Annotated in this window: 15 protein-coding genes; 7 read left to right on the top strand and 8 right to left on the bottom strand. The window is 42.0% G+C overall.

What is annotated here, in order from left to right; all coding sequences use genetic code 11:
* Positions 1–276: 276 nt before the first annotated feature.
* Together H027_RS0115375 and H027_RS0115370 are read left to right on the top strand one after the other, a co-directional pair.
* The gene (locus H027_RS0115375) at positions 277–837 is read left to right on the top strand and encodes a cyclin-dependent kinase inhibitor 3 family protein (RefSeq protein ID WP_024873333.1); all 561 of its coding nucleotides are present in this window, start codon (positions 277–279) and stop codon (positions 835–837) included.
* Positions 830–1,531 (top strand): hypothetical protein, encoded by a 702-nt coding sequence (locus H027_RS0115370; RefSeq protein WP_024873332.1) that lies wholly within the window; start codon positions 830–832, stop codon positions 1,529–1,531. The genes H027_RS0115375 and H027_RS0115370 overlap by 8 nt, the downstream gene beginning before the upstream one ends.
* Before the next feature lie 100 nt (positions 1,532–1,631).
* Here H027_RS0115370 and H027_RS0115365 read toward each other — a convergent pair whose 3' ends face one another.
* The 5 genes from H027_RS0115365 to H027_RS18880 all read right to left on the bottom strand — a co-directional run bounded on the left by H027_RS0115365 (position 1,632) and on the right by H027_RS18880 (position 4,695).
* Positions 1,632–2,474: an MBL fold metallo-hydrolase gene (locus H027_RS0115365; RefSeq protein ID WP_024873331.1), complete on the bottom strand. Its 843-nt coding sequence runs from the start codon at positions 2,472–2,474 to the stop codon at positions 1,632–1,634.
* A gap of 52 nt (positions 2,475–2,526) precedes the next feature.
* Entirely contained in the window at positions 2,527–2,880 is a 354-nt protein-coding gene (locus H027_RS0115360; protein WP_024873330.1) for a carboxymuconolactone decarboxylase family protein, read from the bottom strand.
* A 45-nt stretch (positions 2,881–2,925) separates the two neighbouring features.
* A complete protein-coding gene (locus H027_RS18045; protein WP_024873329.1) occupies positions 2,926–3,462 on the bottom strand; it encodes a NifB/NifX family molybdenum-iron cluster-binding protein in 537 nt (178 codons plus the stop codon).
* Positions 3,463–3,820: 358 nt separating this feature from the next.
* Complete coding sequence (locus H027_RS0115350; RefSeq protein ID WP_024873328.1) at positions 3,821–4,102, bottom strand: DUF134 domain-containing protein; 282 nt, start codon at positions 4,100–4,102, stop codon at positions 3,821–3,823.
* A gap of 215 nt (positions 4,103–4,317) precedes the next feature.
* Complete coding sequence (locus tag H027_RS18880) at positions 4,318–4,695, bottom strand: hypothetical protein (protein WP_152536771.1); 378 nt, start codon at positions 4,693–4,695, stop codon at positions 4,318–4,320.
* A 171-nt stretch (positions 4,696–4,866) separates the two neighbouring features.
* Between H027_RS18880 and H027_RS0115345 the strand changes: the two genes are divergently transcribed.
* The 3 genes from H027_RS0115345 to H027_RS0115335 all read left to right on the top strand — a co-directional run bounded on the left by H027_RS0115345 (position 4,867) and on the right by H027_RS0115335 (position 7,940).
* The gene (locus tag H027_RS0115345; protein ID WP_024873327.1) at positions 4,867–6,582 is read left to right on the top strand and encodes an ArnT family glycosyltransferase; all 1,716 of its coding nucleotides are present in this window, start codon (positions 4,867–4,869) and stop codon (positions 6,580–6,582) included.
* A gap of 107 nt (positions 6,583–6,689) precedes the next feature.
* Positions 6,690–7,478 carry a COG4705 family protein gene (locus H027_RS0115340; RefSeq protein ID WP_237657985.1) on the top strand — a complete coding sequence of 263 codons (789 nt, stop codon included), beginning with the start codon at positions 6,690–6,692 and terminating at the stop codon, positions 7,476–7,478.
* Between the two features lie 30 nt (positions 7,479–7,508).
* On the top strand, positions 7,509–7,940 hold the full coding sequence (locus tag H027_RS0115335) for a hypothetical protein (RefSeq protein ID WP_024873325.1): 432 nt from the start codon (positions 7,509–7,511) through the stop codon (positions 7,938–7,940).
* A 68-nt stretch (positions 7,941–8,008) separates the two neighbouring features.
* Here the strand turns inward: H027_RS0115335 and H027_RS0115330 are convergent, their stop codons facing one another.
* From H027_RS0115330 to H027_RS0115320, 3 genes are all read right to left on the bottom strand, one after another.
* Positions 8,009–8,407, bottom strand: a complete 399-nt coding sequence (locus H027_RS0115330; protein ID WP_024873324.1) for a (R)-mandelonitrile lyase — start codon at positions 8,405–8,407, stop codon at positions 8,009–8,011.
* Between the two features lie 178 nt (positions 8,408–8,585).
* Positions 8,586–9,485 carry a LysR family transcriptional regulator gene (locus H027_RS0115325; protein WP_024873323.1) on the bottom strand — a complete coding sequence of 300 codons (900 nt, stop codon included), beginning with the start codon at positions 9,483–9,485 and terminating at the stop codon, positions 8,586–8,588.
* Positions 9,486–9,553: 68 nt separating this feature from the next.
* Positions 9,554–10,024: an Lrp/AsnC family transcriptional regulator gene (locus H027_RS0115320; RefSeq protein WP_024873322.1), complete on the bottom strand. Its 471-nt coding sequence runs from the start codon at positions 10,022–10,024 to the stop codon at positions 9,554–9,556.
* A 139-nt stretch (positions 10,025–10,163) separates the two neighbouring features.
* On the opposite strand from H027_RS0115320, the gene H027_RS0115315 reads away from it, so the two are divergent.
* Together H027_RS0115315 and H027_RS0115310 are read left to right on the top strand one after the other, a co-directional pair.
* Entirely contained in the window at positions 10,164–11,348 is a 1,185-nt protein-coding gene (locus H027_RS0115315) for a pyridoxal phosphate-dependent aminotransferase (protein WP_024873321.1), read from the top strand.
* Positions 11,341–12,219 (top strand): AEC family transporter, encoded by an 879-nt coding sequence (locus tag H027_RS0115310; protein ID WP_024873320.1) that lies wholly within the window; start codon positions 11,341–11,343, stop codon positions 12,217–12,219. Before H027_RS0115315 ends, H027_RS0115310 begins: the two co-directional genes overlap by 8 nt.
* Positions 12,220–12,249: the final 30 nt, after the last annotated feature.

Raw genomic sequence — 12,249 nt, 5'->3', positions numbered from 1 at the left:
AATTGATTTATCACAGATTGTATAGTGGTTTTGAGCATTCGAATCTCTCACTCACCGCCATCTTCTAGCGAGAAGAGCACTGAGAAATCAGTGCTCTTTTTGTTTATGGCGCCTTTGCGTTAGGTGAACTCCAAATCTCATTCCTCACCAATTTCTGTCCTCTATTTTTGACATTTATTCATCTAAATTATCCAGAGAGTTGACCAGTATCAACGCCAAGACATGGGGTTTCTTTAGTCTGCTATAAACGTTCTTATTTATTGGGAAAGGAATGCAATGACGTTAATAAGAACCAGCCATACACATCCTCTGAAAATTGCAGAAGTACGAGCCAATGAAAGTTTTGGCTTTATCGGGATCACCTTTTGTCCAGGTAAATACGATCGATATGCAGTAACCGGTATCTGGGAAAGAGACCTCCAGGCAGATTTAGATATTATTGAAGCCTGGAATGCCCGTATTGTTTTAACTTTAATGGAGTCTGATGAGCTGCGTGCGTTAAAAGTCACTGAATTAGGACAAGAAGTGACTAAACGTGGTATTCATTGGATCCATCTCCCTATCAAAGACTTTTCTGTGCCCGATCAGCAATTTGAGGTTCGTTGGCTGGAAGAAGGTAAAATTATTCGAAATCGGTTACGAGCCAAAGAAAATATACTGGTGCACTGTAAAGGTGGTTTAGGCCGGGCGGGTATGATCGCGAGTCGTCTTTTAGTGGAATTAGGCATGGAACCTGTAGAAGCTATTCGCCTGGTGAGACATCGCCGACATGGTGCTATTGAAACGCCGGGACAACTTTCTCTGGTGCGATCAACGAAGGCGATCATGGATGAATAACCCGATTTCGCAACCGATCGATACTTCACTCATGACACGGGTCGGCGGCCAACTTGGTAGTAATTTTGCCGGTATTTTTGAAGACGATAATGGACAACGTTATTATGTGAAAGAGTTGGAATCGCCCATGCTTGCTAAGAATGAATGGATTGCGGCAAAGCTTTATCAGCTCGCTGGTGCGCCAACCCTTACCTATATCCCTACTGTTGAACCGAACCAAATCGCGACCCTCTGGGAAAAATTAGATAAACAAAACCTTGCTCAATTTTCTGAAGATGAGCGCCGACAAGCCCAGCAATGGTTTGCAGTTCATGCGTGGACAGCCAATTGGGATGCACTTGGATTGCACGGTGATAATCAGGGGGTATTGAATGGGCAAGTTCTCACCATCGATATTGGTGGTGCTTTGCTATTTAGAGCCTGTGGCGATCCCAAAGACAAAGCATTTAGTGATGACGTCAATGAAATTGATACCTTAAGAACCCAGCAAGATAACCGTCATGCATATGAACTGTTTGGTTCAATGAGTGAATTACAGTTAATTGATGCTTTGGCCCGTGTCAGTAGGATCGCTGACGAGGCCATCATAAACACTATTCTACTAAATGATGGTAGCGAAAAGCTGGCTATTAAAATGGTGAATCGCAAGCATTTTATTACGGATAAATTAGTGCAAATGCAGCACCTGTGCTGACATCTATTAGCCACTCGCTGGTACTAACTGCACATGAAAGCACTCAGTAATATAAATGCTCTGAACATATTTTGTATTCCTGTTTAATTGATAAACCGTTTTATTCAGTGCCTATCCGCATACCTGCGCGGAATTGACCAACAGCTGTCTCCCGCAAATTTTCGCGCAACATGACGATAACGTCGTCACCAGTGCAATGCCCGGCATAGATGAACTGTGGCCTGAGCTTTTTCAAATAGGTAACCGACTGTTCAAGCCTCTCTGAAGACGCATGCAGCAGATGCAACCCACCGATAATTCCAGCGATACGAGCCCCCTCATTCAATTGACGAATATACTCAACTGTATTGAGCAATCCAGAATGACAACAGCCTAAGATAATCACAATGCCTTGCGGGGTATTTATCCATAACGCCTGATCATCAGGGATTAGATCAGCGTACAGTCCTGCTTCATCAAGATAAAATGGTCCGCCGGTATCTTCAAAGGTATGAGTGCGAGGCACAAATCCGGTGATACCGATGTTGTCACTGATAAATGAAACGGCTGCGCTACAGTGTAACTGAACTGAATCCAACTGCTGCAAGGCTGCCTGCGCAGCAACAGGCATACCGATCCGTTTAACAGGGCGTTCAGCATGACGACTATAGCGCTCAGAAAGAACACATGGATGTGCAATCACCGAACAATGTTTATTGGCTGCGAGAATCTGAGCAACCCCACCGGTATGATCGTAATGCCCGTGACTTAATATCAGATGAGAGAGCTCTGTCAGGTCGACCTTCAGTTTCGCTGCATTAGGTAGCAGTGTCTCACCACTGCCGGTATCGAACAAAATCAAATGTCCGTCCGCACGGATCCGAAATGAGAGACCATGCTCGGAAAGTAAATCATCCTCGGCCTGATTGTCGCAAATAACAGTTAGCTCAAACCGGCAACTCACGCTGGATCACCCACGAACAAAGGCATATAGAAACGGACATTCAATTCTGCGGTCATTGATTCAATTCAGCAGATAACTCTTCGACGGCTGCCAATGCCTGTGTGCCATAAATCACTGCTGGACCACCACCCATCAATATCGCGACATCGATGGTCTCAATAAGTTCCTGCTTGGTAGCACCCGCTTTCAATGCTGCAGCAACATGTGCAGCAATACAACCATCACAACGGGCTGCAATGGCTATCCCTGTGGCAATCAGCTCTTTATGTTTAATACTGACAGCTCCTTCGAGCATGGCCGCTTTGTGTAAAGCCAGAAATGCGTTCATGGTTTCCGGGCTGGCTTTGCGGTATGCCGAACCAAACTGACGTTGATCCTGATTAATTTCTTTGTAGCTTTTTGCCATGATGACTCCTTGTTTATAAACAGAAATAATTAAATTCAAACCTTATCAATGACAGCAACGCCCTTTGCCATGATGATCTGTAGTTTGTTTATCTGTCTTTTGACAACAGCGTCCTGCACCATGCTGATGAACTTGTTCCTGTGAAGGGTCTTTACTGCCACAACACGCGTGCTGCTTTTCATGCCCATCATGTTCACAGCCACAACCACCGTTTGCATGTTTGGCTTCATAGTTCGTAGATGGACGCCCCTGTGACGGGCTGGTCATTTGCATAAAGTTATTCGTATCGGCAGTCACCAGTTCACTGATGTTCTGACGGTTACTGTTGACCTGAAATACCGCAAACTGGTTTTCTAACAACTTGCCCAAAATCCGCTCGCCGATATTACGTACGAAGATCTGTTGCGTATTTTCAGCCTGTAACAGGGTCAGTAACGCATTCTTTCCTGAACAATTTGCATTCAAAGCCGGATTGACCATACGGGATAAAACATCACCATTTTCATTAACAAAAACAAAGTGATCAGCCTTAGAAAAATGATTGGCGATGCGATCTTCATTCATGGGAATAGCAGTAATCATCAGACGTGACTCCTATATCAAAAAACCGAGTGGTCTGCCCGTACCTGATAACTTCCTGCAAATTACAGTAACGAGTGTGACCAGATGCAGCCAATTATTGCTGCTCCATGATGCGACATTGCCTTTCAAACATTCACATCCTGAAAATCAGGAACAATAATAAATGGCATATGCCAAATATAGTGGCATTAATTAGCATATGCAATATTAACTCTAAATTTAAGATGAACATCTTTGCCACTTGTTCAGTTCGAACAGGTGTTTCGATAAGAGGATTTTTTTGGAAAAAGAAGGTGCTCGCCTGACGAAACCTGAATGCAGTCCACTCAGGATGACTCATACACGACGTTTACATGAACTAGTCTAGCTGATGCATGATCAGTGCTTTGCCATGCACCAGACAATCAACCACTTTGCAACGAGCTGCCTTGACCAAATTAGCTAACGTTTGACGTGAAACACCCATTACGACAGCGGCATCCTGCTGAAGCATCCCTTGTAAATCAACTAGCCGCAGAGCCTCAAATTCGTCTGGTGCCAAATCGATTTTTTCTAGTTCACTCATTGGAATACCGTTCGGCTTAAAGCAACTATCGGCGGGTTTACCACAAATATTCCTAGGGATTTTCGGTCGCCCCATGGCACCTCCTTTATTGTTCTTATCACGCAGCCAATGGGTGAATATCATTCCAATAGTAGGAAAAAATAACAGACTGCACCGTCAATTCAGAAAATAACAGAGAGATTGGTCTAAGGGAAACATATATTTGAATTCATCTTTTTGCGTTACGTTTTTATCACTGGCAATACCACACCATTCACGAAACGATGAGTGTTTTTTATTTCCCGTTATTGTTAATTATTGGGCGCATCTAACCGCTCACAAACCAATGCATCTGAAAAAATAGCATGACGATAATGCAGTACAGCAAATCGTGCGTTGTCTGTTGAGTTTTTTAACATCATATATAACGAGCTTGGAATATCACAAACCACATTTTTCCCATCAACAAGGATGTGAGCACTCCATGACGCCGACGATAGTTCTCGCACACCACCTACTCCTCGTCTCGTATGTTTAGGGACGTGATCTATAAAATAAACGGAAACCTGTTTTGTATAAGTTGGGAAAATGAATCTATTTCCGATAAAAAATAAAATGCCCAATACAGATAGCAACAACACAATCGTTTTCGCATTGAAATAACATGAGTATTTACTTGTTTTGTTCACTTATTATTCTCTCAACAAAAACGAAGTCTGCATTACAGTATAAGATGAAAAACTTAAATTAAACTTAAATTAAAAAAATATTTATCACTTTAAGTTTCATCTAAGTAAAAAATAATAAATTCGATACAGCAAAAGTTTGTTCTTCTTGATGTTAAAAATTCAGGAATTAGCATGATCTCAGATCGTTTTACACTACATGGTTTTGATAACGACCGCCTAAATTTGTTGTTTCTTCTCGGCGTAGCTTTGTTGTTACTTGGCGCAGGGTTGGGCCTACGTGATCCATGGCCAGCAGACGAACCTCGATTTGCATTAATCGCAAAACAAATGGTTGATACTGGCCAATGGTTATTCCCTTTTCGGGGAGGAGAAATATATCCCGATAAACCGCCAATGTTTATGTGGGGTATTGCAGCAATTTATTGGCTCACCCATTCAATGCGCATTGCGTTCTTAATTCCATCACTAGTTGCAGGTTTAGGTTGTATCACGCTTGTTTACGACATGTCACGTCGCCTATGGGGCAATTCCGTTGCTTTCAGAGCCGGTTTATTATTATTGTTTACCGTTCAGTTTACTGTTCAAGGAAAGCAAGCACAGATTGATGAATTAGTAACGTTCTTCGTTACATTAGGTTGCTATGGGTTTTTGCGATTTCTTTTAACATCAGGAGGATGGCGTTGGTATTATTTAGGGTGGTTCGCTGCTGGTCTTGGAATTATTACAAAAGGGGTTGGTATTTTAGCACTATTTATATTGATTCCCGCAATTTATACACATTTCCAGAAAATAAAAGCAGCCACTAAATCCGATTGGTTAAAAGCTTTTTCAGGCCCATTTATTATGTTAATGGCTTGTGGATTATGGCTTATTCCCATGCTGGTTGCGGTTAAAATGCACGCAGATCCGATATATACAGCATATCGGGATAATATTTTATTTCACCAAACTGTCACTCGCTATGCAAACTCATGGCAACACATAAAGCCCTTCTGGTACTACCTTCTGAATGTCATTCCGCCATTTTGGCTACCCTGGTCATTGCTATTACCGTGGATAGTTCTACAGTGTAAAAATGAAATCAGAAACCGAAATATTCCTGTAATTATTCTGGTTACCTACCTCATTTTAATCATTGTATTTTTTTCAATATCACCAGGTAAACGTGGCGTATACATGACACCAGCAACAATCCCATTTGCTATGTTAAGTGCATTATTTTTACCAAATATCATCAATCGCAAGATCCCCATTCGATTGATGAAAGGTCTTAGCTGGTTAGTCCCCATTGTTTTCATTGCTACAGGAATTGTTCTTTTAATTAAACCTAATTTGAATAGTCATCTGGCAGAGATTTCATCGCCTGTACCGCTAGCCTTATCGTTAGGTATCTCTGGAATTTTGGTAAATTTGATATTACGTAAGCAACGAATAACGGCTTTACTTTCCGTACTTACTCTATTCTGGTTGCATTATGGTCTATGGGCTTATCCGTTAATAAATGATCTCAGAACCCCGCAAGGAATTATGTTAAAGGCTGAAAGCATCACTCAGCCAAACCAAGAAATTTTATTAACCAACATGCGAGAACAATTCTTGTTATTCGCAAATAGAGATATATATCATTTTTCATATCATCAGGATAAAAGCTCTCAGGTTAATGCCGCATCTGTATGGATAAAATCACAACCTAATCGATGGGTATTAGGCCCTAAATCTAACCTTAAAAAATGCTTTGATATAAATAAAGGAATATTATTAGGAAATAGACACAATGAAAGTTGGTATCTATTTAGCACCGATTCAGTCATAGACAAACCAGATTGCTTGCACAGCAGTGATATAAAAATTTATCACTACACGCCAAAAATAAACTCTATTAAATAATATCAATCATTAATGTTCTCAAATTAGAGAGCATTATTCTTTTTCTATGTTTGTACTAAGTATTGTTACTTAATATCAGTTTTACCTTTTATTACTAATGGGCTTGAATGATGGAAAACCAAACAAATTCTGGTATCAGAGAAATACTCAATAAAGTGCCTGCAGTGACACTTACATTTTGGGTTATCAAAATACTGTCGACGACGGTTGGTGAAACCGGTGCGGATTATCTGGCTGTAAATGCGGGGTTAGGACAAGGATTAACCAGTGCGATAATGGCTATATTTTTGACCATCGCGCTCGGAAAACAACTTGTATCAAAAACTTATACACCTTGGATTTATTGGCTCACTGTCGTTCTGGTCAGTATTGTCGGTACCCAAATCACTGATTTATTAACTGACAAATTAGGTGTCAGTCTTTATATAAGTACAACTATATTTGCTATCGGATTGGCAATAATATTCATGGTTTGGTATACCATAGAACGAACATTATCGATTCATGAAATAACGACATCTCGCCGTGAATTATTTTATTGGTCCGCCATATTATGCACCTTTGCTTTAGGAACCGCTGCTGGTGATTTAGCAACCGAAGCATTATCACTTGGATTCAGTATTGGTGCTATTGCTTTTGGTGCGATGATTTTAGCTTCATATCTGTTATTCCGTTTAGGTGGTAATCCCGTATTAACATTCTGGATAGGATATATCTTAACTCGTCCCTTTGGTGCTGCATTAGGCGATTTATTAACTCAATCTAAAACATATGGTGGACTCGGCATGGGCGCTATGTGGACGAGTGTATTATTTTTATCAGTTATAATAATTTTAGTCGGGACTGCACAATTCACTATTTCAACAAAAGTAATCAACCCACAATTTTCTGAATAATTCGTTTATATATGATGGAGATAGTTAACAATGAAAAATACTCGCTTTTTATGTATTCCAATAATAGTCTCAACCATCTTATTAGGATTTACCGTTGGCTGTTCTAAACCAGATACAACAAGTGTAAATCAAGGATCAACATCCTCCGACTCCAGCCCCCAAAATACAGTTTCAAAATTAGGTGATTTATCTCAATTCAGAACAATCGTAGCTGATGTGGTGGTTTTAGTTGATAAAAATGATTTATCGGGCGCAAAAACTCGAATTAAAGATTTGGAATTAGCATGGGATTCTGCTGAGGCAGGACTAAAACCAAGAGCTGCTAGTGATTGGCATAAAATTGATAAAGCTATTGATGGTGCTTTAGAAGCAATTCGTGCTGATAATCCAATACAGGCGGAATGCCAGAAAAAAATTGCAGTATTATTGAAAATAATGGACTCATTCCAAGTGAAAAAATGATATTCATAAAGGTCAGTGTGATACTGACCTTTTTATTTAAAATATTTGTATAAAGCGCAGCGCAGTGACTATATTCCAGCATACTGCGCGTCGGAAACTAACTCCATCCAATCCGCGGCACTGCCATTCTCTTCTTCTTGCACAGCAATATGTGTCATGGCCATTTTTTCAGAAGCACCATGCCAGTGTTTAACACCTGCAGGTATCCAGACTACATCGCCGGAAACGATCTCTTGTCGCTCTTCACCCCAGAACTGAACGTAACCAACGCCTGCGGTTACAATCAGTGATTGGCCGATTGGATGAGAATGCCATGCAGTTCGAGCTTCTGGCTCAAACGTCACGGAACCCGCACTGGTTCTTGCTTTTGCTTGTGGTGTAAACAACATTTCGACACGCACATGCCCCGTGAACCAATTTTCTGGACCTTTAAAAGATTGTCTCTCTTGTACTTTTGTTAGCGCCATGATTTTTCCAATTCAAATGATTGATTAAAAATTTCAGGCTCATCTTAATCTTTTCCTATTATCAAATAATGATTCGATGTTTCATTACATTCATGAAAAAAATTCATAATTTTAATGACAACTCAACATTATATATTTACAGCCTTATCACTAACTCAAACAAAAAATGTTGTACGTTCTAACTGGCACGAGCGGCTTTTAGTTCTTCCAGAAAAATTTTGAAGGCCTTGGTGTGTTGTTTTCGGCTTGGATAATACAGATGAAACCCGTTGAATGACGGACACCAAGCATCCAAAACATTCACAAGTAAACCCGATTCAATTTCTGATTTCACCATGTCATAAGGCAAATATCCAAGCCCAAACCCGGCTAATGCTGCATTTTTAATTTGTAAGGAGGTATTGAATATAAGCTGACCTTCCACTTTGACACTGATGATGTGTTCATCTTTTGCAAACTCCCAGGCATACACACTTCGAGCCAGTGACGGCTTTAAATTGATACATTGGTGTTGTTGCAAGTCATTCGGTGTGACGGGGTTGGAATGTTTCTCAAAATAGGAAGGCGCACCGACAACCTGCATTCTTAAATCAGAAGAGATCCGTGTTGCTATCATATCTTTTGCAACTTGTTCCCCTAAACGCACGCCCGCGTCAAAACGCTCTGCCACAATATCCGTGAAACTGTTTTCGATAATCACCTCAAAATGAATATCTGGATATTTAGGAAGAAATGTCTCCAGAAACGGCCAGATCACATGATGGGCGGCATATTCCGGCGTGGAGATCCTGATTTTGCCACTGGGTCTGGTTTGCTGTTCACGGATCGCAACCAGTTCCTCTTCCATTTCACTGATCCGAGGGGAAAAAGAGAGTAAAAGCCGCTCCCCCGCCTCCGTCAATGACACACTCCGGGTGGTTCGGTTCAATAGTCGGACGCCTAGCCGTGCCTCTAGAGCCTTAATTGTATGACTTAATGCGGACTGTGAAACACCCAGTTTTACTGCTGCTTTGGTGAAATTCCGCTCACCAGCAACCTCAAGAAAAGAGAGTAAGTCATTTATATTTTCTTTAATCATATGACGAACCAAACCTCACCAGCTTTGCAGACATTTATGATGGGATAGCAGAATTTTACTCTCAATGTTTAGATATGATTTATCGGTAGTTTCGACGACGATTTTAACTCGCGCAGCGAAATGTTTGAGCTGATCACTGAAACGCCCGGTAATTGTCGCAACACCGTTTCCACAAAATGACTGTAGTCATCCAAATCTTTTGCCACAACCTGCAGCAAAAAATCAGATTCACCCGATGTGTTGTGACATGAAAGCACATTGTCACAATTTTGAATGATTGATTCGAATGCTCTGGTCGTTTCAACATCATGCTTGATGCAGGTCAGTTGCACAAACACCATCACGCCGAATCCGAGTTTGCGACGATTTAAATTCGCCTGATAACCCTCAATATAATTTTCTTCTTCTAACCGCTTGAGACGCCGCCAACATGGTGTTTCGCTCAACGAAAGTTCCACAGCAAGCTTTGCATTCGCAATGCGGCCATCCTGTTGCAAAAGCCGCAACATGGCAACATCAACCTTATCTAACTTGCTCATTGAAATAATCCTTCATTTTTAACTAAATCATAGAAAGAATAATTCAACAAATAGTGATTGTCATGCCGTAAAAGAAAGGTAATTCCTATGCCGGGGCGTAAGATTATTTAATAACGTACGTTCGCCAGGGAAGGAAAATATGCATCCATCAATCCAGAATGATATCAGCCCAATCGCGGCAAAATTAAACGAGTCATCGATCCGGGTAATTGCTAATTTTGGAATGTCGCAGCCCGGAGTGATCCCGCTATGGTTTGGGGAATCCGATATTAGCACTCCTGATTTTATCAGACAGGCCGCTATCGAAAGCTTGAATCAGGGGCAAACCATGTACACGCCAAACAATGGGATCCCGCAATTACGGCAAAGCCTGGCGTACTACCAAACAAATCTTTTTGGTCGTCCGTTTGATGAAGAAAACATAGTCGTAACCCTCTCTGGAACCAATGCGGTGATGCTCGCCGCTCAAACGGTGTTGAAGCCCGGAGATAAAGTTGTGGTTATCACGCCTGCATTTCCAACGCTCATGGCGATCCCTCGTTTGCTGGGAGCGGAGGTCATTGAATTTCCACTGACGCAACAGGATGGACAGTTTGATCTGGATATGGACGCCTTTTTGACTGTGCTGAAAGGCGCCAGAGCGTTAATTATTAATTCACCGGCCAATCCCACCGGTTGGATGGCAAACGAGAAACAAGTCAAAGCGATAATTGATTTTTCTCGTCAAACCGGATTATGGATCATTTCGGATGAGGTCTATAACCGCCATGTGTATGAAGGAACTTCCGCACCTTCATTCTGTCAGTATTTGGATGAGCGCGATCATGTGATCGTGTGTAATAGCTTTTCTAAAGCCTGGTGCATGACCGGATGGCGTTTAGGATGGCTCACATTGCCGAAACTGCTTCGTCCAACCATTACGAAACTGATTGAATTTAATGTCTCCTGTGCCCCCGCTTTTGTTCAAGCGGCAGGCGTCGCAGCCATTGAAAAAGGCGAAGATTTCTTACAACAGACCGTCGATCGCTTCCGTCATTCCCGTTCAATGGTACAACAAGCATTAGGTAATCTACCCGGCGTCACTCTATATGAAATGCCGGCCACTTTTTATGCGTTCCTGAAAGTAGATGGATTACCCGATAACAGTCAGCCGTTTATTCTGGACATGATTGAACATTCAAAAGTCGGTGTTGCGCCAGGAGAAGCATTCGGTACCGCAGGCCGTGGACATTTGCGTGTCTGTTACGGAACAAATCACCAGAGCCTGTCCATTGCGCTGGAACGTTTGCAGGCCGCCTTAAAAAACAGAGCATCTTATGTTTGAATTAGTGATTGGCATTCTGTTCCCGCTATTTTCTCTGGTTCTGGCAGGGTTTTGCATTGCGCGCTGGATGAACATTGAGTTGCGCCCTATCAGTCGCCTCAATATGGATGTATTTATTCCAGCGCTGGTTTTTGCCTCTGTCAGTACGATGCCACTGGATACCACGAAAGTACCGCTATTGAGTGCTGCTCTGCTGGCCATTTTAGTTCCCGGTTTATTGATGTGGCCGCTATGCCGGATACTGAAATTGAATTACAAAGCCTGGACACCGCCGTTCATGTTCCGCAACAGTGGGAATTTTGCCATCCCTTTATTTACCTATACCTTTGGGGAAAAAGCGATGGCATCGGCAGTGCTTTTATTTGTGGTTTCAACGTGTGCACATGTTAGTCTCGGTTTGGCCATTCTGAGTAAAGAAAATCCGTTGAAGCAAGTTATCCGAATGCCCATCTTTCTTGCTGCAGCCTTGGCACTTGCACTCAACTTATCCCACACGGGCGTCTGGCACCCTCTTCATGAGGCCACCAGCTTACTCGGTCAAACTGCGGTGCCGATCATGCTGCTGTCGTTAGGTTCGCAGATGCGTCATATGCGTTTCAGCGGTTTGAAAATTGGGCTGGCCTGCACGCTGTTGTCGTTAGTCACAGGGGGGATCACATTTAGCGTCATCTATACGTTCATTCCTCTCACAACGATGCATCTGCAGATGATGTTATTATTTTCAATGTTACCGCCCGCCGTCATGAATTATCTGTTTGCAGAACGGCTTGAGATAGAGCCATTTAAAGTAGCCTCAATGGTTCTGTTTGGGAACTTTTTAAGCCTATTTACATTGCCCGTTCTGCTGACAATCGCGTTATCCTTTAAATAAGGACATGGCATGAACTCACCGCTGCCAGAT

Origin of the sequence: Tolumonas lignilytica (genome assembly GCF_000527035.1) — a bacterium.
GTDB classification, from domain to species: Bacteria; Pseudomonadota; Gammaproteobacteria; order Enterobacterales; family Aeromonadaceae; genus Tolumonas; species Tolumonas lignilytica.
This window is presented reverse-complemented; position numbering and strand designations above follow the sequence as displayed.

Bases quoted from the DNA above. Each gene is read 5' to 3' on its own strand.
- H027_RS0115375 (WP_024873333.1), top strand. From the start codon at position 277: ATGACGTTAATAAGAACCAGCCATACACATCCTCTGAAAATTGCAGAA.
- H027_RS0115370 (WP_024873332.1), top strand. From the start codon at position 830: ATGAATAACCCGATTTCGCAACCGATCGATACTTCACTCATGACACGG.
- H027_RS0115360 (WP_024873330.1), bottom strand. From the start codon at position 2,880: ATGGCAAAAAGCTACAAAGAAATTAATCAGGATCAACGTCAGTTTGGT.
- H027_RS18045 (WP_024873329.1), bottom strand. From the start codon at position 3,462: ATGATTACTGCTATTCCCATGAATGAAGATCGCATCGCCAATCATTTT.
- H027_RS0115350 (WP_024873328.1), bottom strand. From the start codon at position 4,102: ATGGGGCGACCGAAAATCCCTAGGAATATTTGTGGTAAACCCGCCGAT.
- H027_RS0115345 (WP_024873327.1), top strand. From the start codon at position 4,867: ATGATCTCAGATCGTTTTACACTACATGGTTTTGATAACGACCGCCTA.
- H027_RS0115340 (WP_237657985.1), top strand. From the start codon at position 6,690: ATGATGGAAAACCAAACAAATTCTGGTATCAGAGAAATACTCAATAAA.
- H027_RS0115335 (WP_024873325.1), top strand. From the start codon at position 7,509: ATGAAAAATACTCGCTTTTTATGTATTCCAATAATAGTCTCAACCATC.
- H027_RS0115330 (WP_024873324.1), bottom strand. From the start codon at position 8,407: ATGGCGCTAACAAAAGTACAAGAGAGACAATCTTTTAAAGGTCCAGAA.
- H027_RS0115325 (WP_024873323.1), bottom strand. From the start codon at position 9,485: ATGATTAAAGAAAATATAAATGACTTACTCTCTTTTCTTGAGGTTGCT.
- H027_RS0115320 (WP_024873322.1), bottom strand. From the start codon at position 10,024: ATGAGCAAGTTAGATAAGGTTGATGTTGCCATGTTGCGGCTTTTGCAA.
- H027_RS0115315 (WP_024873321.1), top strand. From the start codon at position 10,164: ATGCATCCATCAATCCAGAATGATATCAGCCCAATCGCGGCAAAATTA.
- H027_RS0115310 (WP_024873320.1), top strand. From the start codon at position 11,341: ATGTTTGAATTAGTGATTGGCATTCTGTTCCCGCTATTTTCTCTGGTT.